A 25,932-nucleotide genomic window follows, 5' to 3' on the forward strand; every position below is an offset into this window, starting at 1 on the left:
TCATTTTTACCGCCTTGGCGGTTGCAACGCCCGGATTTTTTGCCATTGGCGCAGTGCGCTGGCACCGGGCCAGAGCGGGGCGAGACTCCGGCCGGAGCGCAGTCACGCAGGCCGGTTTTTCTGCCACCCCACCGGCGGTTGCCACCCTGGCGTCCAGCCGATGAAATCCTGTAGCGGCATGGGCCGGGCGATGCAGTAGCCCTGGGCCTGCATGCAGCCCAGCTGCAGCAGCATCTGGCCTTGTTCGATGGTTTCCACGCCTTCGGCAATCACGCGGTAGCCGAAGGAGCGGGCCAGGCCGATGACCCCCTGCACGATGGCCAGGTCGCCGGGGTCGCCCATCATGCCGTGCACAAAACTCTGGTCGATCTTGAGCGTGTCCATGGGCAGGCGGCGCAGGTAGGTCAGCGACGAGTAGCCGTGCCAAAGTCGTCCAGCGACACCGCCACCCCCAGCGCACGCAGCGCCGTCAGGGTTTGCGCCACGGCGGTCAGGTCGTAGAGGGCGGCGCTTTCGGTGATTTCGATTTCCACCAGGTGGCCGGGCACGCCTGGGTGGCGGGCGATACACCGGGCCATCCAGTCGGCAAAGTCTGGGTTTTGCAGGTGCTGGGCGGCGATGTTGATGCTCAGCGGCAGGTGCAGTCCGTGTGCCTGCAGTTGCGCCAGCACGGTGAGGGCGGCTTCGACCACCCATTCTCCAAAGTCGATTTCCAGCTCGGTGCCCTCCAGCAGCGGCAAGAACTCGCCCGGCGGCACCAGGCCGCGTTCGGGGTGCTGCCAGCGCGCCAGCGCTTCGGCACCCACCACGGCACCACTCCTCATGTCCACCTTGGGCTGCAGGTACAGCGTGAACTGCGCGGCGGCCAGGGCCTCGCGCAGGTGGCGGCCCTGTTCTCGCAGCAGTTGCAGGGCGCGTTCCTGCGCAGCGTCGAACTGATGGAACCGGTTGCGCCCGGCCTGCTTGGCGGCGTACATGGCCTGGTCGGCGTGGCGCAGCAGGGCGTCGGCGTCGGCGTCATCCTGCGGGAACACGGTGTAGCCGATGCTGGCAGTGACCACCACACGCTCAGTGTCGAGTGTGTAGGGCGCTGAGATGTTGTCCATCACCCGGTGCAGCATGCGCTCGCAGTCGCCCACGGATTCAAGGTCGGGCATGAGGATCACGAACTCGTCGCCGCCCAGGCGCGCCACCGTGTCCAGGGGGCGCAGCGCGCGTGTGAGGCGGCCACCCACCACCACCAGCAGGCGGTCGCCCGCGCCGTGGCCCAGGCGGTCGTTGACGGGCTTGAAGCCGTCCAGGTCCAGGTAGGCCACGCCCAGCTGCCGACCGCTCTGGCGCGCCTGGTCCATGCACTCCTGCAGCTTGCGGGCCAGCAGCACGCGGTTGGGCAGGCCGGTGAGGGCGTCAAACAAGGCCAGCCGCTGCAGCAGCACCTCTTGCTCGCGCTGGGGCGTGACGTCAATGGCCACACCCAGCATGCGTGCGGGGCGGCCCGCCGCATCAAAGCCCACGATCTTGCCCAGGTTGCGCAGCCAGCGGGCGGGGTCGCCCGGCTGGTTCACGCGCCAGGTGGCGTCGAACGGGGTGCCGGGGTGGGTGGTGTGGCGGGCCAGTTCGCCGGTGATGCGGTCGATGTCGTCAGGGGCAATGCCGGCGGTCCATTGCGTGGAGGCCAGCGGGGTGTGGGGCGTGTCCAGGCCGCGCATGGCGTGCCAGCGGCTGTCGCCGGTGACGGTGCCTGTCTGCAAATTCCAGTCCCACAGGCCCAGCGATGCCGCTGAGATGGTGAGCGATAGCAGTTCCTCGCGTTCCCGCACCTGCTCTTCGTTGCGTTTGCGGTCGGTGATGTCGTGCACCGAGAACAGCCAGCACGGCTCGCCATCGAATTCGGTGGCGCGCATGGACTGCAGCACGGTGCGGGGTGGGCCGCCACGCACATTCAGGTTGACCTCGTAGCTGCTCAGGTGGCCCGAGCGCTCCACTTCGGCCAGCAGTTTTTCGCGGTCGTGCGCGGTGAAGATCCCCAGCTCGACCGCAGTACGGCCGATGGCCTCCTCGCGCGGGATGCCCAGCATGTCCACCCAGGCGGGGTTGATGTCCACATAGCGTCCGTCACGGCGGTGCGACAGGCCCATGGGGTAGGGCATGAGCTGAAAGATGCGCGAGAAACGCTCTTCGGACTGGCGCAGGCGCTGCTCGGCGCGCTTGGCCTCGTCGATGTCCTGCATCACGCCGCGTACGCGGGTCACGCGCCCGTTCTCGATCACCGGCTCGCCCATGGCGCGCACCCACACCAGCCGACCGTCGGTGTGCAGCACCTCGATCTCCATGCTCCACTCGCGGCGCTCCAGAATGCTCAAGCGGAAGTTGGCGCGCAGCGTTTCGCGGTAGGCGGGCGCCACATGGCGGTCGATGTAGTCGTGGGGCAGCGGCGAACCGGGGGGCAGGCCGTGGATGTCAAAACACACGTCCGACCAGTAGACCAGGCCCTTGCCGCGCTCGTCCTCCCAGGCACCCAGTCGGGCCAGGCGGCCAGCCTGCTGCAGCAGGCCATTGAGGGCCCGCAGCTCGTCACTGGCGCGGTGGGCTTCGGTCATGTCATGGAAAACGAACACAAAACAGTTTTCGCCATCCACAAGCACGGAGCGTGCCGACATCAGCCCCGGGATGCGTCCGCCCTCGCGCTGCGCAACCAGCGGCAGGCGGTCCACCTTGCCGTCGCGGCGGAAGGTCTCCACCAGCCGCTTGCGTTCCTGTTCAGAGGCCCAGATGTTCAGCTCGGTCGATGTGCGGCCGATCACCTCCTCGCGCGGGCGCCCCAGCACCTCGCAGAACGCGGGGTTCACGTCGATGTAGCGGCCGTCCGAGATGCGCGAGATGCCTGCGGGGTCGGGCAGCGTCTGGTAGAAGGTCGTGTACTTGGCCTCGGACGAGCGCAGCGCAGCTTCGGCCGCGCGGTGGGCGGTGATGTCCACGTCCATGCCGATGAGGCTGGTCGGCCGGTTCTGGGCATCGCGCGTGGCCACCGTGCCGCGCGACATGAGCCAGTGCCAGCGGCCCTCGGTGTCCATCACCCTGAATTCGGCTTCGTAGCTGTCTTCCAGCCCGTCCATGGCCCGCGCCAGCCTGGCCGCATTGCGCTCGGCATCCTGCGGGTGGCGCCGGGCATACCAGCGCTGCCACAGGTCTGGCGCCTCCAGGTCGGCGGCGGTGATGCCGAAGGTTTCGTAGAAGCTGCCGTGGCAGCGGAACTGGCGCTGCACCACATCCCACTCCCAGTGCCCGCCACCCATGGAGTCGAGCACCAGGCGCAGCCTGCGCTCTTGTTGTGCAAGGGCTTGCTGGATGTCGCTGCGTGAAAGCTCGGAGCGTGCTCCGTTGGCCAGCAGCAACCGGCCCACGCCCAGCATCAGCACCCCGGCGCCGTGGTGCCATGGCAGGCTTCGCGCCATGTCGGATGCGCCGTCGGAGGCCCACAGGCTGCCAGACACCGCCAGGGGCAGGGTCAGCGTCAGGCCGATCAGTTCAGCCCATTTGGGCACCTGCAGGCGTGCCCCCACATGGCGCCACAAAAACCCCGTGGCCACCGACACGCCCAGCACGGCAACGGCTGGAACCGCATCGGACATATCAGTGCGCACCGCTGCCACCAGGGCGATGAGCGCCGCAATTATGGCCGCCGGAAACCTGAAAAAGAGCGCCAGAAACGCCGCCACCGTGGGGTAGGCCACCACCCGCAGCTCGGGGGCGTTCCAGCGCAGCGCCTCAAAAGAAATCCAGGAAACGAGGCCGCCTGCCAACCCCAGCAACAGCAAGGTGCGGCGCGACGGGTGCAAGGACTCGCGCGGAGGCAGCCAGGCCAGCACCAGCAGCAGCGACATCAGCGCCGTGGCGGCCAAAAGGGTGTTGTTACCCATGGAAAACCCCTGGGCAAGCCACTTGCAGCGGGGTAGCCGCAGGCCAGGAGTAGCAGGGGGAGCGGCCGGGGATGTATGTGGCAGTACAGCGCCCGGTGCCGTTGACGGACTTGGTCAGATGGCAAAAGCCCGAAGAAAACCCCATGGGCCAAGTTTAGGGCCGTTCTGAGGCGGGCAGGGCGGGCCTGAGTGTCCTGATAAGTCCGGTTGACAACAATGTGCCGCACACGATGACCACGGCGCAGCCCACCATCCAGGGCGTGATGCGTTCGCCCAGGAAGACCGTGCCGTACAAAACCGCAAACACGGGGGTGATGAAGGTCACGGCCAGCGCCCGGCTGGGGCCGGCACTGGCGATGAGGCGAAAGTACAGGATGTAGGCAATGCCCGTGCACAGCACCGCAATGGCAATGATGGCGCCCCAGGCGCGCAGGCCCGGCATCTGCGCAGGCCAGAACCACAGCGTGGGCAGGGCCAGTCCCAGCGCCGCGCCCAGCTGGCTGCCGGTGGCGGTGGCCAGCGGTGGAATGCCCGTGAGGTAGCGCCGCGCAAAGCTGGCCGACAGCCCGTAGAAGCTCGAAGCCAACAGGCAGGCGGCAATGGCCCATTCGGCGCTGTCACTCTTGAACCCGGTGCCCGCAGGGGCGCGCCAGGCCAGCAGCGCCACCCCCACAAAACCCAGCGCCAGGCCCGCCCAGCGCAGGCGGTTGATGCGGTCACCCAGCCACATCCAGGCCACCAGCGCGCCAAACAGCGGCACGGTGGCGTTGAGGATGGAGGTCAGGCCCGTGGCAATGTGCAGCACAGCCCAGGAAAACAGCGCAAATGGAATGGCCGAATTGATGACCCCCGCAAACAGGATGGGCCGCCAGTGCTGGCGCAGCGCAGGCCAGTGCCCCTGGCGCAGCATGATGGGCCACAGGAACACCGTGGCCAGCGCCACGCGCAGCCCGGCCGTGGGCAGAGGGCCGAAGTCGGAAGCGCCCAGCCGCATGAACAGAAAGGACGCGCCCCACAGCGCCGCCAGCAAGATGAATTCGCCGATCCAGGTGGAAACGGGCTGGTTGCCGGGGCTGTTCATGCATGTCCTTTGCGGGAAGAGTTGGGTGCGTTGGAAGTGTTGGGGGAGGTGGAGGGCAGCGCATTTTCCAGCGTCAGCAAGACCGCTTTGCGATCAAGGCCACCGGCATAGTCCGTCAGGCTGCCGTCCGATCCCAGCACGCGGTGGCAGGGCACCACCACGCTGATCGGGTTGCGCCCCACGGCGGCGCCCACTGCGCGCACGGCCAGGGGGCGGCCCAGCTGGCGGCTCAAGGCGCCGTAGCTGGTGGTGGCGCCCCGCCCGATGAGCAGCAAGGCACGCCACACAGCCTGCTGAAACGGCGTGCCACCCGAAAGGTCCAGCGGCAGGTCAAACCCCGCACGTTGCCCGGCGAGGTACTGCTGGAGCTGGTGGGCGGCTTCCTCCAGCACGGGGTGGTTCGCCGTGTCAGCCCAGGCCGTGGAGCCATGAAGCCGCTGGCTGGGCTCGTGGCGCTGGCCTTCAAACCAGACGCCGACCAAGCCGGCGGGCGACGCCGCCAGGCGCACGGGCCCCAGCGCGGTGGAGGTGCGCATTTGCACGGTGTGGGGGTGAAATTGCATGACTGAATGAACGATTTTTAGATGGAATTGGCCTCCAGCGCTTGTTGGATAAGCGCAAGAAGCTCCTATTTTGATAGTGATGAAACAGGTGGCACTGCACCCGCCGGCGTGCCCGCTGCCCAGGCGCGCAGCACCGCGTAGCTGCGCCAGGGCCGCCAGGCCTGCGAGGCCTCGCCTGCGGCGCGGGCCGGGTTCTTGTGCCCCTGCACGCCCAGGGCCTTGTGCAGCGCCACATCCCCGGCCGGAAACGCATCGGGCCAGCGCAACACGCGCATGGCGATGTACTGGGCCGTCCAGTCGCCAATACCGGGCAGGGCACACAGCGCGGCCGTGGTGCTGGCCACGTCGGCGCCCGCGTGCAAGGCCAGCGTGCCGCCATCCACGGCGCGGGCCAGCGCCACGATGGCAGCCTGGCGCTGGCGCACGATGCCCAGCTGGCCCAGGGTGTCGCCGTCGGCCGCTGCCAGCGTGGCAGCGGTGGGGAACAGGCGGTTCAGCCCGGGCCAGGGCGTTTCGATGGGCTCACCCAGCCGCTCCACCAGCCGCTGTCCCAGGGTGCGCGCAGCGGCCACGGTGATCTGCTGGCCCAGCACGGCGCGCACGGCCAGCTCAAAGCCGTCGAATGCTCCGGGCACGCGCAGGCCATCGCCCTGGGGGAAGTGCGGGTGCAGCACAGCGTTGATGGCGGCCGGGTCGGCATCTAGGTCCAGCATGGCGCGCACGCGGCGGATCACGAGGGGCAGCACCGGGTACAGGCTGTCGCTGGTCTGCAGCAGCACCTGGTGGCGGGCCTCATCAAAGCGTGCGCTGAACCAGCCCGTGGTTTCGCCGGGCAGGCCGGTGCAGGAAGCGGGCAGACGCACCGTGCGCCGCAGCGTGGCCTCCTCCGCCAGCACCCATTCCACACCGTGGAACTGCCGCCGTTCAAAGAAGGCCAGCAGTGCGGGCACATCAAACGGCGGGCGCCAGGCCAGGCGCAAGGTGCTGGTGGGTTGCGTCCCTGCGGTGGTGCCGCTGCGCCGCAGCTGCGTGGGGTTCAGGCCGTAGTGCCCCGAGAACGCCGCATTGAAGCGCCGCACACTCGCAAAGCCGCTGGCCAGCGCCACCTGGGTAACGGGCATGGGGGTGTCGGTGAGCAGCTGTTTGGCGGTCAGCAGCCTGCGCGTCTGCAGGTATTGCAGCGGCGATACGCCCAGGGCCGCCTCAAAAATGCGGCGCAGGTGCCGGTCGCTCACGCCCAGGCGCTCGGCCAGCCGGGCCACTGTGGCGCTGCCTTCGCCCGGTGCGGATGGGGCGGGCCACAGGTCGGGCGCATCCAGCAGGCGCACGGCCTGCTGCACCAGGATGCCGCTGGCGTCCTGCACCGACCACACCAGCGCCTGCGGCGCCAGCTCGGGCCGGCAGCGCAGGCAGGGGCGAAAGCCCGCGTTCTCGGCCTGTGCGGCCAGCACAAAAAAGCGGCAGTTCTCGCGCCGGGGCGTGCGCACGGCGCACACGGGGCGGCAATAGATGCCGGTGGAGGTCACCGCCGTGAAGAAATGCCCGTCAAACCGTGCATCCCGCGCCAGCACCGCCAGGTAGCGGCCTTCGTCCAAGGCGGTGTCAGGGGCCTGGGCAACGGATGGGGTGGCGGTGGAGGGCGGATTCATGGGCTGGATCATAGGAGCCGGGGGTGCTTTCACTGGCCGTTTTCGGACATGTGCCTCAGCCCACCGCCCGGGTTTGCCCCCAGTACCCCCGGAGGGCGCGCCTACAATGCAGCGGACTTCCAAAAACAGCCCAACTCCCTACGCGAAAGGCCCCTGCGTGCAGCCCACACCCGCCATTTTCAAAGCCTACGATATCCGCGGCATTGTGCCGTCCACGCTCAACGAAGAAGTTGCTCTCGGCCTGGGCCGGGCCTTTGGCACGGCAGCCCGCGCCGAGGGGCAGACCACCGTGGCGGTGGGGCGCGACGGGCGCCTGTCGGGCCCGGCCATCTCGGGTGCGCTGATCCAGGGGCTGGTGGAGGCGGGCATTGAGGTGATCGATGTGGGCCTGGTGACCACGCCGCTGCTGTACTTTGCAGCTAGCACGCTGTGTGCCAGCGGCATCCAGGTCACCGGCAGCCACAACCCCAGGGACTACAACGGCTTCAAGATGGTGCTGAACGGCCGCGCCATCTATGGCGAAGAAATCCAGGCCCTGCGCCGCGCCATGGAGCAGGAAACCTGGCAGCTGCTGCCCGGCGGCTCGGTGCGCCATGTGGATGTGTTGCCCGCGTACCGCGAACGCATCGTGGGCGATGTGAAACTGGCCCGCCCGATCAAGATCGTGGTGGACTGCGGCAACGGCATCGCGGGCGCCTCGGCGCCGGACATCTTCCGCGCCCTGGGCTGCGAAGTGATCGAGCTGTTCTCCGAGGTGGATGGCAACTTCCCCAACCACCACCCCGACCCGAGCAAGCCCGAGAACCTGCGTGACTTGATCGAGGCCCTGAAGGCCAGCGACGCCGAGCTGGGCCTGGCGTTTGACGGCGACGGCGACCGCTTAGGGATCGTGACCAAGGACGGCACCAACATCTTCCCCGACCGCCAGATGATGCTGTTTGCGCAAGACGTGCTCTCGCGCGTGCCCGGCGGCGAGATCATCTTCGACGTGAAGTGCACCCAGCGCCTGGCGCCTGCCATTGCGGCCGCTGGCGGCGTGCCGGTGATGTACAAGACCGGCCACTCGCTCATCAAGGCCCGCATGAAGGAGACGAACTCCCCGCTGGGCGGCGAGATGAGCGGCCACATCTTCTTCAAGGAGCGTTGGTATGGTTTTGACGACGGCACCTACGCCGGCTGCCGCCTGCTGGAAATCCTGAGCAAGTCCAACGACCCGAGCGCCGTGCTCAACGCGCTGCCCACCAGCTTCTCCACGCCTGAGCTGAACGTGGCCTGCGCCGAGGGCGAACCCCACCGCCTCACGGCCGAGCTGCAGGCCCTGGCTGCAGAGACCTTTGCCGCGCCCTCGCAGATCAGCACCATCGATGGCCTGCGCGTGGACTGGCCCGACGGTTTTGGCCTGATCCGTGCCAGCAACACCACGCCGGTGCTGGTGCTGCGCTTTGAGGGCCACACCACCGAGGCCCTGGCCCGCATCGAAGCGGCCATGCTGGCCCTGTTGCACCGGGTCAAGCCCGATGCGCACGTGGGCGCCGCCAGCCACTGACGCCGTATCGTCGAACCCGCCGCGCCCCTCTTTCCGTTTTTGTTGTTGAACCGTCCCGCATGAAACCGTCACTGTCCACCCCCTTGCGTGTTGCCGCTGCCCAGTCGCCCTCGGTGCCGGGTGATGTGGCGCGCAACGTGCAAACGCACCTGGCCTTTGTGCGGGCGGCGGTGCACGAACGTGTTCTGGTGCTGGTGTTTCCCGAGCTGTCGCTCACGGGGTATGAACCGAAGCTGCTGGCGGCCAACGTGCTGTCGGCCGACCATCCCGCTCTGGCTCCCTTGCGGCAGTCTGCCCAGCAACATGGCATCACTCTGGTGGTGGGCGCCCCGGCTGCGCCGGTGATGGCGGGCGCCTTGCCCGCCATTGGCGCCTGGGTGCTCGGGGCCGACGGCAGTGTGGCGCTGTACCGCAAGCGCCACCTGCACCCCAGCGAGGAGCAGTTCGCCAGTGCTGGCACCGACGACGCCCAGGTGCTGCTGCTGGCCAGTGAACCCACGGCGCTGGCCGTGTGTGCCGACATCACCCACCCCGAACACGCCCTGGCCGCCAGCAATGCGGGCGCCGCGCTCTACGCGGCGGGCGTGCTGATTTCCGAGAAAGCCTATGAAGCCGAATCGACCCTGCTGCAAGGCTATGCCCGCGACCACGACATGGCGGTGCTGGTGGCCAACTACAGCGGGCATTCCGGTGGCTACGTGAGCGCTGGCCGCAGTGCCTTCTGGGCACCCGGTGGCCACTGCGTGGCAGCCGCGCCCGATGACAGCCCCAGCCTGGTGTGGGCGGCACGGGGCGACAGCGGCTGGACTGGCGGGGTGGTGGAGCTGGTCGGCTGATCCGCTGATCGATCCCCCGCATGAACGCTGCCCGCGCCCTGTATTCGCTGGTGACCTGGTGCGCGCAGCCCTTGCTGCGCCGCAAGCTGCGCCGCCGCGCTGTGGCCGAACCTGGCTATGCCCATGCGGTGGGCGAGCGTTTTGGTCGCTATCCGGTGCCCATGGACAGCATGGTGTCGCACCACAGCGTCGATCCGATAGGCCAGTTTGTCTGGGTCCACGCGGTATCGCTGGGCGAAACCCGCGCCGCCGCCATCTTGCTGGCCCAGTTGCGTGAGCAGCTTCCGGGCATGCGCCTGCTGCTCACCCACGGCACGGCCACCGGGCGGGCCGAGGGCGAAAAGCTCCTGCTGCCCGGCGACGTGCAAGTGTGGCAGCCCTGGGATACACCGGGCGCCGTGGCGCGCTTTCTGCGCACCTTTCGCCCGGCCATCGGCATCCTCATGGAAACCGAGGTCTGGCCCAACCTGGTGGCGGGCTGCCAGCAGCGCGGGGTGCCGCTGGTGCTGGCCAACGCGCGTTTCAACGCCAAGTCGCTGCGCAAGGCCCAGCGCCTGGCAGCGCTGGCCCGGCCCGCCTATGGGGGGCTGACCGCTGCCTGGGCCCAGACCGAGGGCGACGCCACCCGCCTGCGGGCCATCGGCGCCCCGGTGCGCGGCGTGTTTGGCAACCTCAAATTTGACGTGGTGCCTGATGCCCGCCAGATCGCCCAGGGTCGTGCCTGGCGCGCCCAAACCGGGCGCCCCGTGGTGCTTCTGGCCAGCAGCCGGGAGGGCGAGGAGGCCATGTGGCTCGAAAACCTCAAGCCAAAACAGCCTCTAGCGCATGCCAGTCAAGCGCAAACAGCTATAAATAATGTAGCAAGCGGCGTGCAATGGCTCATCGTGCCGCGCCACCCCCAGCGGTTTGACGAGGTGCAACAGCTGCTCCAGCGCGCTGGGCTCACCGTATCGCGCCGCAGCCACTGGGCGGCAGAACCCGAGGCGGCCGACGTGTGGCTGGGGGATTCTCTGGGCGAAATGGCGCTGTACTACGGCCTGGCCGATGTGGCCTTGCTGGGTGGCAGTTTTGCCCCCCTGGGCGGCCAGAACCTGATCGAGGCCGCCGCCTGCGGCTGCCCCGTGGTGCTGGGGCCGCACACCTTCAACTTTGCCGAGGCGGCCGAGCTGGCCTGCGCGGCAGGTGCCGCGCAGCGCGTGCCCGACATGGCCGCAGGCATGGCGCTAGCGGCCCAATTGGCGACGGATGCTCCTGAGCAGGCTGCGGCCAGCGAACGTGCCAGCCGTTTTGCCACGGCGCACCGGGGGGCGGCACGGGCTACGGCGCAGGCGGTGCAGGCCGTGCTGCAAGCCGCTGGGTAGCCCTACGCGGCCCGTCCACCAACCCCGTCAGGGCTTGATGAGCAACGCGTTGATCGCCTCAATGTCCTGCTGCGTCAGCGTGCCCGCCGCCTGGCGCAATTTCAGCGTGCCGAGCAGAACGTTGTAGCGGGCCTGGGCTAAGTCGCGCTTGGTCTGGAAGAGCTGGCTTTGGGCATTGAGCACGTCGATGTTGATGCGCACGCCCACCTGGTAACCGAGCTTGTTGGCATCGAGCGCACTCTGGCTGGAGGCTTCGGCGGCCTCCAGGGCCTGCACCTGGCCCTGGCCCGACTGCACGCCAAAGAAGGCGGCGCGCGTGGCCTGGGCCACATTGCGGCGCGTGGTCTCCAGGTCGGCGCTGGCCTTTTCTTCCAGCGCCAGGGTTTCCTTCACGCGGTTTTGCACCGCAAATCCGGCAAACAGCGGCAGATTGAAGGCCACGCCCACGCTGGCGCTGTTGGTGCGGTTGTTCACGCCGGGCGACGTGATCGTGCCGTTCGGGTTGCGCGTGACGTTGTAGCCCACCTGCAGGTCCAGGGTGGGCAGGTGGCCGGTTTCGGCCTTCTTGGTTTCAAGGCGGGCAATGTCCAGCGCGATGGCGGCCTGGCGCACGCCGGGCTGCTGGTCGCGTGCGGTGTCCACCCAGGTGGTCACGTTGTCCGGCTGCACCGTGGGCAATTGCACGGGCAGCGCCAGCGGCTGGGGCTTGGTGCCGGTGATGCCCACCAGCTGGTCCAGTGCCAGGCGTTTCACGCGCAGGTCGTTTTCGGCTGCGATTTCCTGGGCCACCACCAGGTCGTAGCGGGCCTGGGCCTCGCGCGAATCGGTGACGGTGGTGGTGCCCACCTCGAAGTTGCGCTTGGCGGAGGCCAGTTGCTCCGACACGGCGGCTTTTTGCGCCTGCACGAAGGTCAGGGTGTCCTGCGCGGCCAGCACGTCAAAGTAGGCCTGACTCACGCGCACCAGCAGGTCTTGCGTGGCGGCGTCCAGCTGCGCCTGGGCCACGTCAATGCCGCGCTGACCTTGCTCCAGCGTGATGCGGTTGGCGGGGCGGTACAGCGGTTGCGAGGCCTGCACGCCCACCGTCTGCGTGGTGCCGGTGTTCTCCACAGGCGGGCGGCTCAGTTCCACATTGGCGCGGCTGAGTCCGGCGGTGAGCGCGGCGCTGGGCAGCAGGCCGGCGCGGGCCTGGTCGGCGCGGCGGGATGCTGCATCGAGCTGGGCTCGGGCCGACTGCCAGGTCGTGTCATAGGTGCGTGCCGATTCCACCAGCTCCAGCAGGCTCTGGGCGTGCGCCGGGGCGCTCAGCGCCACGCCCAAGGCCAGGGACAGAAGTGACAGGGAGAGGGGCCGAAACGGTGTCATGGGGGTCCTTCGGAAGAGTCTGCGGTTCGATGGGAGAGCGGGTGCCAGGGGGCGTGATCAGTAGCGGGGCACGGTGGGGTCGTTTTCGTGCGACCAGGCATCAATGCCACCGGTGATATTGGCCAACTGTTCAAACCCGTTGTGTTGCAGGAACGATGCCACCCGCAGGCTGCGTGCGCCGTGGTGGCACAGGCACGCAATGGGGCGGGCGGGGTCCAACTCGGCCAGTCGCCCGGGCAATTCGCCCATGGGGATGGCCACCAGTTCAAACCCGTCGGCGCGCACGCTGGCGGTCTGCAGCTCCCAGGGTTCGCGCACGTCCAGCACCAGGGGCTGGCTGCCTTCGGGTGCGGCGGCAAACCAGGCAGACAGCTGGGCGGGGCGGACGTGATCGATCATGCAGAACTCCGAAGAAAGCCGAACAACAGGGTCAGAACGTAAAGCCGGAAGGTTCCGGGAAGTTCACTAGGCGCGGGGCGATGGTGTCCCAAGGCGAGGTGGTCTCGAAACGGTCGCCGGTGCGGCGGGTCAGGGTGAAACGCATCACGGGCTCGCCGCCCACGATGGCGCCCAGGCGGCCGCCGTCACGCAGCAGCGCAAGCAGGGAGGTGGGCACTTCGGCCACCGAGCCGCTGAGTACGATCACGTCGAACGGGCCGTCGGGAATGGCGTCGCGGGCGCCGTCGTTCAGGCGCACATCGGCGTTTTGAACACCCGCGTCGCGCAGGTTCTCACGGGCCATTTCGGCGAGTTCGGGGTTGATTTCGAGCGACACCACACGCTCGGCGCGGGCGGCCAGCAGGGCGGCCATGTAGCCCGAACCTGCGCCGATCTCCAGCACGCGGTCTGTTGGCTGGATTTGCATGTCTTGCAGGATGCGTGCCTCGACACGCGGCTGCAGCATGCTGTGGCCCAGGCGCACGGCTTCTTCGGCGTCATTGCCCAGCAGGGGCACTTCGATGTCCATGAAGGCCAGGCTGCGGTAGGCCGGGGGAACAAAGTCTTCACGGCGGACCACCGCCAGCAGGTCGAGCACGTCAGCGTCGAGCACATTCCAGGGGCGGATCTGCTGCTCGATCATGTTGTAGCGGGCCTGGGCAATAGGGTCGCTGATGTTGGCGGACGTGTTCAGGGGCAGGTTCATGGGATTTCTCCGTGGGGCAGATGCAAGGCCGATCGGGACGATCAGGACAAACCTTCGATTTTAGGCGCTGCCGGGGCGCGCCCCATCTTGCGAAGGGCCCACTGGGCCAAGTCGTCCATGTAGCAATACACCACCGGCACCACCACCAGGGTCAAGAGGGAAGAGGTAATGACCCCGCCGATCACGGCCTGGCCCATGGGCGCGCGCTGCTCCGAGCCTTCGGACAACGCGAACGCCAGTGGCACCATGCCGAAGATCATGGCCAGAGTGGTCATCAGGATGGGGCGCAGCCGCACCCGGGCAGCCAGCAGCAAGGCGTCGGAACGGGGCAGGCCGGGCACGGTCTGGCCCTCGTCGTTCACGTGCTCCTCGCGGGCACGGATGGCAAAGTCCACCAGCAAGATGGCGTTCTTGGTGACCAGCCCCATCAGCATCACCACGCCAATGATGGAGAACATCGACAGCGTGGAGCGAAACATCAACAGCGCCAGCACCACGCCAATCAGCGTGAGCGGCAGCGAGGTCATGAGCGCCAGCGGCTGCAAGAAGCTCTTGAACTGGCTCGCCAGGATCATGTAGATGAAGATGATGGCCATGGCCAGGGCCGAAATGGCATAGCCAAAGGACTCGGCCATGTTCTTGGTGGAGCCGCTGAACTGGTAGCGATAGCCGGGCGGGAAGGTGACGCTCTCCAGCGCCTTCTTGATGTCGTTCGACACTTCACCGGCCGAGCGCTTTGCCACGTTGGCGTTCACCGCCACTTCGCGGGTCAGGTCGCGGCGGTTGATCTGGTTGGCGCCGGTGGATTCGGTCACGCTCGCTACCTGGTTCAGGCGCACGATGCGCGTAGTGCCGTCGGTGGCCGCCAGCGCAAAGGGCAGGCGCTCCAGGTCGGCGGGCTGGGTGCGGGCTTCGGGGGCCAGGCGCACGTTCACATCGTAGGTCTGGTCATCCGGGGCGCGCCAGTTGCCCACCGTGGTGCCTGCCACCAGGGTGCGCAGCGATGCTGCCATGGGCGCCACCGACAGGCCCAGGTCAGACGCCACGTCGCGCTTGACCTCCAGGGCAATCACCGGCTTGTTGGGCTTGGCGCTGGTGTCCAGGTCCACCAGCCCGGGAATGTCGCGGATTTTTTCGGTAACCACCTTGGTCAGCCGCTCCAGCTCCTGCAGGTCGGGGCCTTGCAGCGAGAACTCCACCTGCTTGTTGCCGCCCACGGCGTCCAGCAGGCCCACGTGGGTGATGGTGATGCCGGGCACGGTCTTGAGGCGTTCCCGCAGCACGTCGGACATCTGGTCCACGCTGCGGCTGCGGTCCTTGCGGTCCACCAGGCGCACGTAGATGTTGGCGTAGATCTTGCCCTGGGCGCTGCCGGTGTTGATGGTGGCCAGTGTGTAGCGCACCTCCGGCATCTCGCGCAGGATGCCCTCCACCTGTTGGGCCTTGGCCTCGGTGGCCTCCAGCGACGAACCCACGGGGGTGTAGAAATTGAGCGAGGTTTCGGAGAAGTCGGCCTTGGGTACGAACTCGGTGCCCAGCAGCGGCACCATGAAGATGCTCAGCACAAAGATGGCCAGCGCAATGGCCATGGTGGTCAGCTTGTGCACCAGCGACCACCGCAGGATGCGCTGGTAACCCTCGGCCAATGCATCGGTGGCACGGTCGAACCAGCCCGTGACGCGGCCAATGGTCTTGTCGTAGAAGGTGACGGGCACGGTCTTCTGGCCGTGGGCGTGGATGCTCGGGTCGTGCCAGATGCTCGATAGCATGGGGTCGAGCGTGAAGCTCACAAACATCGAGATCATCACCGCCGCCACGATGGTGATGCCGAACTCGTGGAAAAACTTGCCGATGATGCCGCCCATGAAGCCAATGGGCATGAAAACCGCCACGATGGACAGCGTGGTGGCCAGCACCGCCAGGCCAATCTCCTGCGTGCCGTCCATCGCGGCTGCGTAGGCGCCTTTGCCCATCTGCACGTGGCGCACAATGTTCTCGCGCACCACGATGGCATCGTCGATCAGCAGCCCCACGCACAGGCTCAGCGCCATCAGCGTGATCATGTTGATGGTGAAGCCAAACATGTTCATGAACAGGAACGTGCCGATCAGCGCAATCGGCAGCGTCAACCCGGTGATCACGGTGGAGCGCCAGGAGTTCAGGAACAGGAACACGATCAGCACCGTGAGGATGGCCCCCTCGATCAATGTCTGGCGCACGTTGTTCACCGCCACGCGGATCGGGCGCGCGCTGTCGCCAATGGTCTCCAGCCGCACGCCGGGGGGCAGCTGGTTCTTCAGCTCCACCACAGCGGCGTTCAGGCCGTCCACCACCTCGATGGTGTTTTCGCCCTGCGACTTCTGCACCGACAGCAGCAGCGTGCGCTGGCCGTTGTACAGGGCCAGACTCTCCACCTCCTGCGCGCCGTCGTTGACGCGGGCGACCTGGTCCAGCCGGACGGGCGCTCCGTTCTTGCGGGCGACGATGATCTTGCCGAAGTCCTCGGGCCGCTCCATGCGGGCGTCGATCTGCACCACGCGCTCCTGCGCGAGGGACCGGATGGAGCCCACGGGCAGGTCCTGGTTCTCGTTGCGCACGGCCTGCGCCACCTGGTCGGGGGTCACGCCAAACGCTTCGAGCGCCTGCGGGTTCAGGTAGATGTTGATCTCGCGCTTGGTGGCGCCCACCAGGTTCACCGCGCCCACGCCGCGCACGTTTTCCAGGCGTTTCTTCAGAATCTGCTCGGCCCAGGTGGTCAGCTCGACAGCGCTGCGACCGGATTTTTCGTCCGGCAGCACCGCGAGCGACCACACGGCGCGGCTGGCCGGGTCAAAGCGCAGCACGCGGGGTTCCTTGACCTCGGTGCGCAGCAGGGGGCGCACGGTGGCCACCTTCTCGCGCACGTCCTCGGCGGCCTTGCGGCCGTCGATGTGGAGCTGAAACTCGATGATGACAACGGCCGTGCCTTCGTAGCTGCGCGAGGTCAGGGCGTTTATGCCTGCAATCGAGTTGACGCCTTCCTCGATCTTCTTGGTGACTTCGCTCTCGACGATTTCAGGCGACGCACCGGGGTAGTCCACGGTGACCACGACCACCGGGAAGTCGATGTTCGGAAACTGGTCAACCTTCAGGCGCTGGTAGGAGAACAGGCCCAGCACGACGATGGCAAGCATCACCATCGTGGCGAACACGGGGTTTTTGAGGCTGACTTTGGTGAACCACATGGCGGGGCGGGGTAGTCAGGGTGATCAGGGAGCAGCGCGGGAGGCCGCTGCCAATGCAGGTGCAGCAGCGGCTGTCGCAGCTGATGCAGCCACCGCCACGGTCGTGCCCTCGCGCAGCAGGCCGATCCGGCCCGCAATCACCACCGTGCCTTCGGGCACACCTTCGACCGCCACCAGGGTCTGGCCGCCCACCACGGCGCGGGTGCCGGTCTTGACGGGTGCATAGACTACGCGGCCATCTTTCAAGGTTTGGAGGTAGGGGGCGGGCTTGTCGGTGCGCACGGCGTCCAGCGGCACGGCCAGCACGTCGGCCCGCCCGGTATCGAGCGTTCCCTGCACAAACAAGCCTTGCCGCAGCGGCGTGGCGCCGGGGGCTTGCTCAACCCGCAGGTAGACGGGCACCGTGCGGCTGCCTGCCTGGGCGCTGGGGTTGATGCGCACCACGGTGGCAGGCACCGGGGCGGGCATGCCCTCAATGGTGAGCTGCGCCTTCTGGCCCACCTGCACCGCCACGGAATCCGCCGGGTTGAGCAGCGCTTCCAGCTCGAGCCGCGACAGGTCCACCACCTCGATGATGCGGGCGTCCACCGCCACGCGCTCGCCCGGCTGGGCCAGGCGCTGCGCCACCAGCCCGCTGATGGGGCTCTTGAGCACCGTGTCTTCCAGTGCCTTGCGGGCCACGTCGGCCGCTGCCACGGTGGCCTGGTAGCTGGATTGGGCCGCCTCCAGGCTGGCCTGCGAGGTGACCAGCGCCGTGGCCGAGATAAAGCCCTGGTCCACCAGCGCGCGGTTGTTGGTGTACTGGCGCTGGTTGATATCCACCTGGGCTTTGGCGGCATCGGCCTGCTGCTGCGCCTGGCGCAGGCGGGCGCGGGCTTCGGTGGGGTCGATGCGGGCCACTTCCTGCCCGGCCTTCACGCTGTCGCCTTCGCGCACCGTCAGCCCCTGCAACTCACCGCCCACGCGCGCCTTGACCATGGCCGAGTCCACCGCCCGCAAGGCGCCCGATACGGGCACGCCAAGCGCCAGGTTCTGCCGCCGCACCGGCAACACCTCTTGGGCTGCTAGTTGCAGCGGCGCCTGGGCGCGCTGGGCCGTGGTTTCGGCCAATGCCTTTTGCTGCGCCTGTCGCGCCGCCATGGCCCGCCACACGCCGCCGCCGAGCAAGACAACAACGACGGCTGCCACCATCCAGGGAATCCAGCGTTTCATGGTCAGGAGCCGCGTGAGGGCGGCGCAAAAGAAGTGGGAGAGGGGGAGGGCACGGGAGAAGAAGGGTCGGGCCGCACCAGCAGCCCGTTCAGCACATTGTCGATCTGGGCATCGATGTACAACTCAGGCCGCAGGCCCAGCGAGTCTGGAATGCAGGCCCCCACCGAGTGCTTCCACATCATGAGGAAGATCATGGGCGCCAGAACCACATGCACGATGTAGTCCAAGGGCACGGGGCGGAACTCGCCGCGCTCAATACCGCGTTCGACGATGCGGCGGATCAGCGCCTGCCCTGGCAGAATCACCTCCTGCTGGTAGAACTCGGTGATCTCCGGGAAATTCTGGGCCTCGCTGAACATCAGCTTGGTGATGCCCGAGGCCTTGGTGGCGCCGATGCGCTCCCACCACACCTGGTAGCAGTACCGCAGCAGATCGCTGGTGGTGCCCACAAAGGAATCCAGCTCATCCCGCCACTCTTCAAAACGGCCCGCGATGTTCTGGCGCACCACCGCCTTGAAAAGCTCTTCCTTGCTGGGAAAATACAAAAACAGCGTGCCCTTGGAGACGCCTGCGCGCGCCGCCACTTCATCCACCCGTGTCGCGGCAAACCCTTTTTCGACAAACAGGTCCAGCGCGGCCTCCAGCAGCTCACCCGGGCGGGCTTCCTTGCGGCGCTCGCGTTTGGTGCCGACGGAGGCGGTGAGGGGAAGGGAGGTGGGAGGCAAGGAAGGGCTTCGTTAATGACTGACCGGTTAGTAATGTAGCAAGCACGGGATAGGGCGTCAATTCATAATGGTCAAGTTTGAACCCAAGGACGACCATGACTTTGCAAACCATCACCCTGGGCGGCGGCTGCTTCTGGTGCACCGAAGCCGTGTTCGACCGCGTGCGCGGCGTCACCGACGTGGAAAGCGGCTACACCAACGGCCACACGCTGAACCCCAGCTACGAACAGATCTGCCGGGGCGACACCGGCCACGCCGAGGTGGTGCGCCTGACGTTTGACGCCGACGAGATCAGCCTGGAGGAGATCCTGGAAATCTTCTTCCACACCCACGACCCGACCACCCTCAACCGCCAGGGCAACGACGTGGGCACCCAGTACCGCAGCGGCATCTATTACGAAGACCCTGCGCACGGTGACATTGCCAACGACATGATTCGCCAGATGTCGCAAGACAAGCTGTTTGGTGCGCCGATCACCACCGAGGTGAAGCCGCTGGACAACTACAGCACGGCCGAGGCGTATCACCAGGACTACTTTGCGAACAACCCGAACGCGGGGTACTGCGCGTTTGTGGTGGGGCCGAAGGTGGAGAAGTTCAGGAAGACGTTTGCGCGGTATCTTAAAAATTGACCGTCAGCGCTGCTGCCTCCGGGCGAATGCGAGGCCAAAGAGTGCAAGGAGCGCAGACAAGGCTGCGGTACTCCATTGAGCGAGCGTGGGAATCGCCACTGCAGACGGCGCAGGGTCCCCTTGGACCTGGATGTTTTGAACAGGCGCGGCACTGGCGCTGAAGTTGCCATCGCCTGCATAGCTCGCTTGCAAAGGCAAGGAACCACCGTAGACCGGCGTCACGTCACAGCTGGCCGTGGAGCCAGTGACCAGTGCCGTGCAACTTTGCCCCCCCAGACTCAACATGACAGTGCCGCTGGGGTTTCCCGCTCCGGGACTGATGACGCCAACATTTGCGGTCAGTGTTACCGGCTGGCCTGCGGTCGGGGCCGTGGGCGGGGCGGTCGTGATGGCCGTGGCTGCCCGAGCCACTGTGAGCTGGCCTGGCTGGTAGCTGATGGTGTAGTTGGCGGGAGCGAACGTACCACCCACAGCATTGGAAATGAGAATCGGGTAAGGACCGCCTACCACGGACGCCCCCGCCGTGGCCCCTGAGCTGCTGATCGCAGCACTGCCCACGGTGTCTCCGAGTTGCAGTCCGGTTGCGCTGAACTCCGTGCCATTGAGGGCCAGCGTCTGCCCATAAACCTTGCTTAGATCGTTGGCCCTCAGGACCAGAGGCACGGGCATGGTCTGCAGAGCAATATTGACGGCAGGGTAGTCGCAGCCATTGAGCGTGGCCTCCAGACCTACCACGTCGCCCTGGCTCGGTGCATAGGTGAAGCTGGAGCTGGCACCCTGCTGCTGAGCTGTGCCGTTCACGATAAAGCGGTAGCTGGAGAAGCCAGCTGCAGCGGTCAAGGTCTGGGAAACTCCATAGGGCGCCGCCACGGGAGCACTGCCAAGCCAATCGACAGCGGCGCGCACATTGGCGCCGATCTGGAACTCGCCCGAGTTGGTCTCGCTCTGCAACGAGCCACCAGCGGCGTTCGCGAGAAAGTACCGGTTGGCGGGCACCGCCGTTCCAGTCGGAGATTCTGTTGCCACCGGGCTGTACCCTTGGGCGGACGCCATCTGCAGAACACCCGCATAGAAATCCACTCCCGGCTCGACGCGGACGGGGGTGAGGAGTGCCAGCTCCACACGCTGCCCCAGGTCTTGTATCGTTGTGACCCGTGGCGCGGACGTTCCAATGATCTGGCCGTTTCCGTCCAGGACTCTGCCTTCCAGGGTTCGGCCCACATTGCCACCGTCGTTGTGCAGGGTGAAAAACACCTTGTCTACAAGGATGGGAGCGCCAGGCGCGGTGTATCGAACGGCAAGGATGCCCGTCCCAATGTCGAAACCGACGCTGCCAGAGGGCGTTTGAAGCCCCGCATAGGCGATGGCGTCACAACTGATGTTTTGGGCAAGGCTCTTCTGGTTGTTAGGCAAATAGTCGTCGGCAGGGGCTGTCGCTGTCACTGTTTGCAGCCCTGTATTCGGAGCGTTGAGCGTGAGGCTTGTGGTGGTGGTTGCCCCTGCAAGGATCGGTCCAGCATCCACACCGGCACTGGACACATTTGCTCCCGTGAGTTGCACCGTGACCGGCGATGCTGACTGATCGTTGGCACCACCGTTCTTCATCGAAATGAAAACTGAAGGGTTGCCCCACAGTTTGTTGGGATACGCCATGCCTGAAAGCCACTCCACGTTCAGGTCGTTCGGATGGGGGTTGGCATACCGAAGCTGCAGCTGAGGCCTGAAAGAGCTGGAAAAGCTGAGATCAGGCGGCATGGCGCTGGCGGATGAGATGTTGAAGATGCTGCTCGGGATGCTTGTGTTTGAGGCGTACATTGCGGGCTGAGTGGCAAATGATGTCCCCGTGTATTCGTAAGCCACGTAAAGGCCTGCTCCCGAGTAGGTAAAGCCCGCAGTCGGTAGTTCCACCGTCGCGGGGGAGTTGCCCGAAGGAATCACAAATGTCCCGTTGTAGGCCTCTGTCATGCCTGCGACGATGCTGGCCCAGTCGGTGGGCTTCAAATTGGCAGAGTCAGTTGTGTTTTGCAGGTAGAGCCTGAAACTGCCCTGTGCTGGGGTGCCTGGATCGGCATTCGTGCCGTTGCTCAGTAAAAATCCCAGACTTTGCAAAGTCACGTTGGCATGCACTTCTTGCAGCTCCTGCGCTGGCACGATAAACACCGCGCGCAGGTATGTGTATGCAGCAGTGCCATTGGGCGCTCGTTGTGGCGAGGGGGAGTTCGGAGTCATCGGGGTGAGGTAAGTCACGACCGGCTGTGCCCAGGCGCCTTGCACCACCAAGAACGCCAGGAACAAGACCAGCATGCAGCTGCGCAGAGAACCTTCGAACCAACGAGAAATAGTCAACCGTTGCACAAGACACCTTTAATGGGAGTGGCTTTTTGACGCGCGAGTAAAGCATGAGCGCGACTATTTTGTCTGCCTTGCTGCGGAAGGACATACCTCCGTGTTGCACTCTCGCCTCGGCATGACTGCATAATGCAACCTAATTGCGTTACAAGCCTTGCCCGCCCATCGCAGCACAATGCCCAACACCGCTTCTTCATCCCCACACCGCCTTTGGTCGCTCCCCCCAGGCATGCGCGCCACCCGCGCCACGCGGGCACTGGCGGCTCTGTATGAAGCACGTCCTGACGCGGCACTCACCGAACCCGAAGTAGAAGCCGCCCTCGCCACCGCTGGCGCCCCCGTCAACAAAGTCACCGTCTACCGGCTGCTCGACCGCTTTGCCGCTGCTGGCCTGCTGCACAAGCAGGTGGACGCTGCCCGCGTGACCCGGTATGCACTGGCACCCCAAGGCGAAGAGGGCACAGCCCCCAGATTCGAATGCGACGACTGCCACCGCCAGTTCCGCCTCTCGCAGGGATCGGCCAAGGTGCAGACCGCCCTCAAGCAGGTGCTGCAGGCGCTGGCCACGGCCGGGCATGAGAGCCTGGCGGTGGACATTGCCGTGCACGGCCGATGTGCTGAATGCGCCCACCCGGCCGGGGGCGCTGCCGCATGATCCGCACCCGAGGCCTTTCCTACACCTATGCCACGGGCGGCGCCGCGCCGCTGCGCTTCCCCGATGTGGACCTGCGCCAGGGCGGCACCTTGTTGCTGCGCGGGCGCTCGGGCTCGGGCAAGTCCACCTGGCTGGCGCTGATGGCCGGGCTGCGCGGAGCCAGCGGGGGCGACCTGTTTGTGGCGGGCACGCAGCTGGGCACGCAGCGCGGGGCCGAGATTGATGCCTGGCGCGCGCGCAGCATTGGCTTTTTGCCGCAAAAGCTCTACCTCAGCAGCGCGCTCACGGTGGCCGACAACCTGGCGCTGGTCTACTTTGCGGCCGGGCTGCCACGCGACGATGCCGCCATCACGCGTGCGCTGGCGCAGGTGGGGGTGGTCGAGCTGGCCGACCGCAAGCCGCACCAGCTTTCGGGCGGGCAGGCGCAGCGCGTGGCGCTGGCGCGGGCCGTGCTGCTGGCGCCGCAGGTGCTGCTGGCCGACGAGCCCACGGCCAGCCTGGACGACGAGGCCGCCGCAGACGCGCTGGCGCTGCTGCAGCACAGCGCCGCCGCCTGCGATGCCAGCCTGGTGATTGCCACGCACGACCAGCGTGTGGTCCAAGCCCTGGCCGGTGTGCAAACGCTGGATTTGAATGAAATCGGCGCCCAGCGCTTGATGGATAAGCGCGAGCAGCTATGAATTCAGGAGTCTTCAAACTGGCGCGTCTGTCATGGCGCTACCTGTGGTCCCGCCCGCTGGCCGCGGTGCTGAACCTGCTGGTGCTGACGCTCGGCCTGGCCGCCATCACCCTGGTGCTGCTGGTGGCCACGCAGCTCGACAAGGCGTTTGAGCGTGATCTGAGCGGCATCGACCTGGTAGTGGGCGCCAAGGGCAGCCCGCTGCAGCTCATCCTGGCGGGCGTGTTCCACATCGACGTACCCACGGGCAACATCCCCCTGCAAGAAGTGCAGGCGCTGCAGAAGAACCCGCTGGTGGCGCAGGTCATACCGCTGAGCCTGGGCGACAGCTACCAGGGCTTTCGCATCGTGGGCACCACGCCCGACTATCTGCTGCACTATGAAGTCCAGTTTGCCAAGGGCGCGCTGTGGCAGCAGCCCATGGACGCGGTGCTGGGCGCCACGGTCGCCCGCAGCATCGTCAAAGCCGACCATGGTGGTGCACCGTTGGTGGGCGCCACATTCGTGGGCAGCCATGGGCTGGGGGGAGGAGGGCATGCACACGGCGACCACCCCTACCGCGTGAGCGGCGTGCTGGCGCCCTGCGGCTGCGTGCTCGACCGGCTGATCCTGACCAGCACCGAATCCGTCTGGATGGTGCACGAGACGGCCACGGCCACTGATGCCGAGGACCTGGAAATCTTGAAAGAAGAGCGCGAAGTGACCGTGGCCCTGGTGCGCTACCGCACGCCCATGGCCGCCATCACACTGCCGCGCCAGATCAACAGCGACACCGCCATGCAGGCAGCGGCGCCCGCCATCGAGGTCACCCGCCTGATGCGCCTGCTGGGCGTGGGGGCCGACGTGCTACGCGCCTTTGGCGGCGTGCTGCTGGCGGTGGCCGCGCTCAGCGTTTTCATCGCGCTGTGGAACGCCGTGCGCGAGCGCCGCGCCGACCTGGCCATGCTGCGCATGCTGGGCGCGCCCCCGGGCCGCGTGGCGGGGCTGGTGCTGTGGGAGGCCCTGTGGCTGGCCGCGATGGCGTCTGTTCTGGGCCTGCTGCTGGGGCACGGCCTGGCCCATGGCCTGGGCTGGGCATTGCAGGCGCAGGGGCTGCTGCCTGTCACCGGCCTCATCTGGCTGCCCGCCGAAGCGGGTGTGCCGCTGATGGCCGCCGGTGTGGCGGCGCTGGCGGCGCTGCTGCCCGCCATGCAGGCGTACCGCACGGACGTGGCCGACCTGTTAAGCCAGCCCTGATGCAGCCATCGAGTTCTGACCTCTAAAAACCGTCCACCAACCAATCTGAAAGGCCTTCCATGAAAAAGCTCCTCACCGCACTCGTCCTGGCCCCCATGCTGCTCATCGGCGCCCTGGCGCACGCCCAAGCCCACAACGACAAAGAGACCAAAGAAGACATCGCCCGCCACCGCGCCATGGCCGCCGCCCACGAGGCCGCCGCCAAGTGCCTCGAATCCGGCAAGGGCGAGGACGTCTGCCAGAAGGAACTCCAGACTGCCTGCAAGGGTCTGGCGATTGGCAAATACTGCGGCATGAAGCACGCGCACTGAGGCGATGGGCCTCCAGGCCCGCTACCATTTCTGAAAACGCTACAGATCAGGTTTCCCGCCATGGCAATCCACCCCACTCACCGTCATCCCACTGCACAACCCGATGCCGGAGCCAGCCGCACCCGCACTGCCCGGCGCGCCTGTGCGATGGTGGTGCTTGCCTGGACTGGGGCCGTACTCGCACAGTCGCCGACCGCTGCGCCCACGGGCAAACCAGCGCCGGGGGAGTTTGAACGCGCGACCGGAAAAACGCCCGGTGCCGCGCCCACCACCGCACCCGCGCTCTCGTCCCCTTTGCCTGCGGGCGCGGGCACCGCCATGCCATCGGGCGTTGCGTCGGGCAGCGGGGCGGGCTACCACAGCCCCAACAGCCCCATTGCGCCGCTGCCCCAGCGCAATGACGTGGTGCCGTGGTCCGTGCTGACCGACCTGACCAAAAAGACCACCAAGGACGGCATCCTGCCCGTGTTCAACGACGCGCAAAAGGGCATGGACAAGACCACGCAGCGCATCCAGGGCTTCATGGTGCCGCTGGATGCCAAGCCCACGCAGACCCACTTTCTGCTCACCTCCGTGCCAATGACCTGCTCGTTCTGCACGCCGGGCGGGCCAGAGAGCATGGTCGAGGTCAAGGCCAAGACGCCCGTGCGCTATTCGCTGGAGCCGGTGGTGGTGGAGGGCAAGTTCACCGTGCTCCCCAACGACCAATATGGCCTGTACTACCGCGTGGTGGACGCGGTGCCCGTGAAGTAATTCCTCCGCCTTTTTCCCCGATCCCGCTGCCTTCCTTGTCCCTCTTGTGACCCCGTTGTTTCCAACCCCACTGGTCGCGCTGTGGCGCCGCCTGCGCCAGCAACTGCCCGCGCAGGCCGCCCTGGCGTGGCTGCTGCTGGCCCTGGTGGTGGTGCCCACGCTGGGGCGCCTGCACCAGGTGGAGCATGCGGGGGCGCTGCAGCAGATGCGTGCCGGCCACGCGGTGCAAGCTGCGCAACAAGCCGACGCACACCACAGGCTCGCAGCCGCTTCGCTGGCAGCGGATGAGGACGCGGCCCCGTCCACCGAGGCAGACCACACCCACGGGCTGCTATCACTGCTCCTGGTCCCCCACGCGGCCGTGGACTGCCTTTTGCTCGACCAGCTTGCGTTGGGCGATGCACTGCACAGCGCCCCCTCGGCGCTGCCCACCCTGGTGCCCGCGCAGGCATCGCCGGTACAACATGCCGGGCGCTCTACGGCCCCGCACGTTGCGCTGTTCCAGGCGCGTGGCCCGCCCACGGCCTGACCGCAGCAAATCGCATACGCGCCCACCGCATCGCGGGCAGGGCCGCCAACACCTTGCCCGGCCTTGCAGGGCTGCGCTATCGCGCTTTGCCCATTTACTCCTTATTTCATAGCTGCTCGCGCTTGATAGACAGCGCTGGCGGCCATTTTTAGTCAAATTTTC

General features: G+C 66.8%; 20 protein-coding genes and 1 pseudogene. 10 read left to right on the forward strand and 11 right to left on the reverse strand.

What is annotated here, in order from left to right; genetic code table 11:
• Positions 1–102 precede the first annotated feature (102 nt).
• The 4 genes and pseudogenes from EXV95_RS04465 to EXV95_RS04480 form a co-directional block, all read right to left on the reverse strand.
• Positions 103–3,920 (reverse strand): annotated as a pseudogene (locus tag EXV95_RS04465) (EAL domain-containing protein).
• A 154-nt stretch (positions 3,921–4,074) separates the two neighbouring features.
• Complete coding sequence (locus EXV95_RS04470; protein ID WP_055401926.1) at positions 4,075–5,001, reverse strand: DMT family transporter; 927 nt, start codon at positions 4,999–5,001, stop codon at positions 4,075–4,077.
• A complete protein-coding gene (locus tag EXV95_RS04475; RefSeq protein ID WP_176885958.1) occupies positions 4,998–5,564 on the reverse strand; it encodes a methylated-DNA--[protein]-cysteine S-methyltransferase in 567 nt (188 codons plus the stop codon). The genes EXV95_RS04470 and EXV95_RS04475 overlap by 4 nt, the downstream gene beginning before the upstream one ends.
• A gap of 65 nt (positions 5,565–5,629) precedes the next feature.
• On the reverse strand, positions 5,630–7,213 hold the full coding sequence (locus EXV95_RS04480; protein ID WP_176885959.1) for a DNA-3-methyladenine glycosylase 2 family protein: 1,584 nt from the start codon (positions 7,211–7,213) through the stop codon (positions 5,630–5,632).
• Between the two features lie 157 nt (positions 7,214–7,370).
• Here EXV95_RS04480 and EXV95_RS04485 point away from each other — a divergent pair, with 157 nt between their 5' ends.
• Genes EXV95_RS04485 through EXV95_RS04495 form a run of 3 tightly spaced genes read left to right on the forward strand, consistent with a single transcriptional unit; the run spans position 7,371 to position 10,956 of the window.
• Positions 7,371–8,759 (forward strand): phosphomannomutase/phosphoglucomutase, encoded by a 1,389-nt coding sequence (locus tag EXV95_RS04485; RefSeq protein ID WP_176885960.1) that lies wholly within the window; start codon positions 7,371–7,373, stop codon positions 8,757–8,759.
• A gap of 59 nt (positions 8,760–8,818) precedes the next feature.
• A complete protein-coding gene (locus EXV95_RS04490) occupies positions 8,819–9,595 on the forward strand; it encodes a carbon-nitrogen hydrolase family protein (protein ID WP_176885961.1) in 777 nt (258 codons plus the stop codon).
• A 20-nt stretch (positions 9,596–9,615) separates the two neighbouring features.
• Positions 9,616–10,956: a 3-deoxy-D-manno-octulosonic acid transferase gene (locus EXV95_RS04495; protein ID WP_176885962.1), complete on the forward strand. Its 1,341-nt coding sequence runs from the start codon at positions 9,616–9,618 to the stop codon at positions 10,954–10,956.
• Positions 10,957–10,983: 27 nt separating this feature from the next.
• Here the strand turns inward: EXV95_RS04495 and EXV95_RS04500 are convergent, their stop codons facing one another.
• The 6 genes from EXV95_RS04500 to EXV95_RS04525 are packed head-to-tail and all read right to left on the reverse strand — an operon-like array spanning position 10,984 to position 18,626.
• Positions 10,984–12,321, reverse strand: a complete 1,338-nt coding sequence (locus tag EXV95_RS04500; RefSeq protein WP_176885963.1) for a TolC family outer membrane protein — start codon at positions 12,319–12,321, stop codon at positions 10,984–10,986.
• A gap of 57 nt (positions 12,322–12,378) precedes the next feature.
• Complete coding sequence (locus EXV95_RS04505; RefSeq protein WP_121420154.1) at positions 12,379–12,720, reverse strand: rhodanese-like domain-containing protein; 342 nt, start codon at positions 12,718–12,720, stop codon at positions 12,379–12,381.
• A 31-nt stretch (positions 12,721–12,751) separates the two neighbouring features.
• Complete coding sequence (locus EXV95_RS04510; RefSeq protein WP_176885964.1) at positions 12,752–13,465, reverse strand: protein-L-isoaspartate O-methyltransferase; 714 nt, start codon at positions 13,463–13,465, stop codon at positions 12,752–12,754.
• 41 nt (positions 13,466–13,506) lie between these two features.
• Complete coding sequence (locus EXV95_RS04515) at positions 13,507–16,689, reverse strand: efflux RND transporter permease subunit (RefSeq protein WP_176885965.1); 3,183 nt, start codon at positions 16,687–16,689, stop codon at positions 13,507–13,509.
• Positions 16,690–16,713: 24 nt separating this feature from the next.
• The gene (locus EXV95_RS04520) at positions 16,714–17,901 is read right to left on the reverse strand and encodes an efflux RND transporter periplasmic adaptor subunit (RefSeq protein ID WP_176885966.1); all 1,188 of its coding nucleotides are present in this window, start codon (positions 17,899–17,901) and stop codon (positions 16,714–16,716) included.
• A 2-nt stretch (positions 17,902–17,903) separates the two neighbouring features.
• Positions 17,904–18,626 carry a TetR/AcrR family transcriptional regulator gene (locus EXV95_RS04525; protein ID WP_176885967.1) on the reverse strand — a complete coding sequence of 241 codons (723 nt, stop codon included), beginning with the start codon at positions 18,624–18,626 and terminating at the stop codon, positions 17,904–17,906.
• 95 nt (positions 18,627–18,721) lie between these two features.
• Between EXV95_RS04525 and msrA the strand changes: the two genes are divergently transcribed.
• Positions 18,722–19,258 carry a peptide-methionine (S)-S-oxide reductase MsrA gene (gene msrA / locus EXV95_RS04530; protein ID WP_176885968.1) on the forward strand — a complete coding sequence of 179 codons (537 nt, stop codon included), beginning with the start codon at positions 18,722–18,724 and terminating at the stop codon, positions 19,256–19,258.
• Positions 19,259–19,261: 3 nt separating this feature from the next.
• Here the strand turns inward: msrA and EXV95_RS04535 are convergent, their stop codons facing one another.
• Positions 19,262–21,562 (reverse strand): IPTL-CTERM sorting domain-containing protein, encoded by a 2,301-nt coding sequence (locus EXV95_RS04535; protein ID WP_176885969.1) that lies wholly within the window; start codon positions 21,560–21,562, stop codon positions 19,262–19,264.
• Between the two features lie 274 nt (positions 21,563–21,836).
• On the opposite strand from EXV95_RS04535, the gene EXV95_RS04540 reads away from it, so the two are divergent.
• The 6 genes from EXV95_RS04540 to EXV95_RS04565 all read left to right on the forward strand — a co-directional run bounded on the left by EXV95_RS04540 (position 21,837) and on the right by EXV95_RS04565 (position 25,770).
• Positions 21,837–22,262, forward strand: coding sequence for a Fur family transcriptional regulator (locus EXV95_RS04540; RefSeq protein WP_176885970.1), 426 nt, complete (start codon positions 21,837–21,839; stop codon positions 22,260–22,262).
• Positions 22,259–22,942: an ABC transporter ATP-binding protein gene (locus tag EXV95_RS04545; RefSeq protein WP_176885971.1), complete on the forward strand. Its 684-nt coding sequence runs from the start codon at positions 22,259–22,261 to the stop codon at positions 22,940–22,942. Before EXV95_RS04540 ends, EXV95_RS04545 begins: the two co-directional genes overlap by 4 nt.
• Positions 22,939–24,177: an ABC transporter permease gene (locus EXV95_RS04550; protein ID WP_176885972.1), complete on the forward strand. Its 1,239-nt coding sequence runs from the start codon at positions 22,939–22,941 to the stop codon at positions 24,175–24,177. The genes EXV95_RS04545 and EXV95_RS04550 overlap by 4 nt, the downstream gene beginning before the upstream one ends.
• A 59-nt stretch (positions 24,178–24,236) precedes the next feature.
• On the forward strand, positions 24,237–24,488 hold the full coding sequence (locus EXV95_RS04555) for a hypothetical protein (RefSeq protein ID WP_176885973.1): 252 nt from the start codon (positions 24,237–24,239) through the stop codon (positions 24,486–24,488).
• Between the two features lie 147 nt (positions 24,489–24,635).
• On the forward strand, positions 24,636–25,241 hold the full coding sequence (locus EXV95_RS04560; RefSeq protein WP_121420164.1) for a DUF3299 domain-containing protein: 606 nt from the start codon (positions 24,636–24,638) through the stop codon (positions 25,239–25,241).
• 46 nt (positions 25,242–25,287) lie between these two features.
• Positions 25,288–25,770 carry a hypothetical protein gene (locus EXV95_RS04565; RefSeq protein WP_255484919.1) on the forward strand — a complete coding sequence of 161 codons (483 nt, stop codon included), beginning with the start codon at positions 25,288–25,290 and terminating at the stop codon, positions 25,768–25,770.
• The last annotated feature ends 162 nt before the right edge of the window (positions 25,771–25,932 follow it).

The organism is Acidovorax sp. JMULE5 (assembly GCF_013376875.1).
Classification (GTDB): domain Bacteria; phylum Pseudomonadota; class Gammaproteobacteria; order Burkholderiales; family Burkholderiaceae_C; genus Acidovorax; species Acidovorax facilis.

Coding starts and splice junctions, on each gene's coding strand:
- EXV95_RS04470 (WP_055401926.1), bottom strand. CDS start 5,001: ATGAACAGCCCCGGCAACCAGCCCGTTTCCACCTGGATCGGCGAATTC.
- EXV95_RS04475 (WP_176885958.1), bottom strand. CDS start 5,564: ATGCAATTTCACCCCCACACCGTGCAAATGCGCACCTCCACCGCGCTG.
- EXV95_RS04480 (WP_176885959.1), bottom strand. CDS start 7,213: ATGAATCCGCCCTCCACCGCCACCCCATCCGTTGCCCAGGCCCCTGAC.
- EXV95_RS04490 (WP_176885961.1), top strand. CDS start 8,819: ATGAAACCGTCACTGTCCACCCCCTTGCGTGTTGCCGCTGCCCAGTCG.
- EXV95_RS04495 (WP_176885962.1), top strand. CDS start 9,616: ATGAACGCTGCCCGCGCCCTGTATTCGCTGGTGACCTGGTGCGCGCAG.
- EXV95_RS04500 (WP_176885963.1), bottom strand. CDS start 12,321: ATGACACCGTTTCGGCCCCTCTCCCTGTCACTTCTGTCCCTGGCCTTG.
- EXV95_RS04505 (WP_121420154.1), bottom strand. CDS start 12,720: ATGATCGATCACGTCCGCCCCGCCCAGCTGTCTGCCTGGTTTGCCGCC.
- EXV95_RS04510 (WP_176885964.1), bottom strand. CDS start 13,465: ATGAACCTGCCCCTGAACACGTCCGCCAACATCAGCGACCCTATTGCC.
- EXV95_RS04515 (WP_176885965.1), bottom strand. CDS start 16,689: ATGTGGTTCACCAAAGTCAGCCTCAAAAACCCCGTGTTCGCCACGATG.
- EXV95_RS04520 (WP_176885966.1), bottom strand. CDS start 17,901: ATGAAACGCTGGATTCCCTGGATGGTGGCAGCCGTCGTTGTTGTCTTG.
- msrA (WP_176885968.1), top strand. CDS start 18,722: ATGACTTTGCAAACCATCACCCTGGGCGGCGGCTGCTTCTGGTGCACC.
- EXV95_RS04535 (WP_176885969.1), bottom strand. CDS start 21,562: ATGCTGGTCTTGTTCCTGGCGTTCTTGGTGGTGCAAGGCGCCTGGGCA.
- EXV95_RS04540 (WP_176885970.1), top strand. CDS start 21,837: ATGCGCGCCACCCGCGCCACGCGGGCACTGGCGGCTCTGTATGAAGCA.
- EXV95_RS04545 (WP_176885971.1), top strand. CDS start 22,259: ATGATCCGCACCCGAGGCCTTTCCTACACCTATGCCACGGGCGGCGCC.
- EXV95_RS04550 (WP_176885972.1), top strand. CDS start 22,939: ATGAATTCAGGAGTCTTCAAACTGGCGCGTCTGTCATGGCGCTACCTG.
- EXV95_RS04555 (WP_176885973.1), top strand. CDS start 24,237: ATGAAAAAGCTCCTCACCGCACTCGTCCTGGCCCCCATGCTGCTCATC.
- EXV95_RS04560 (WP_121420164.1), top strand. CDS start 24,636: ATGGTGGTGCTTGCCTGGACTGGGGCCGTACTCGCACAGTCGCCGACC.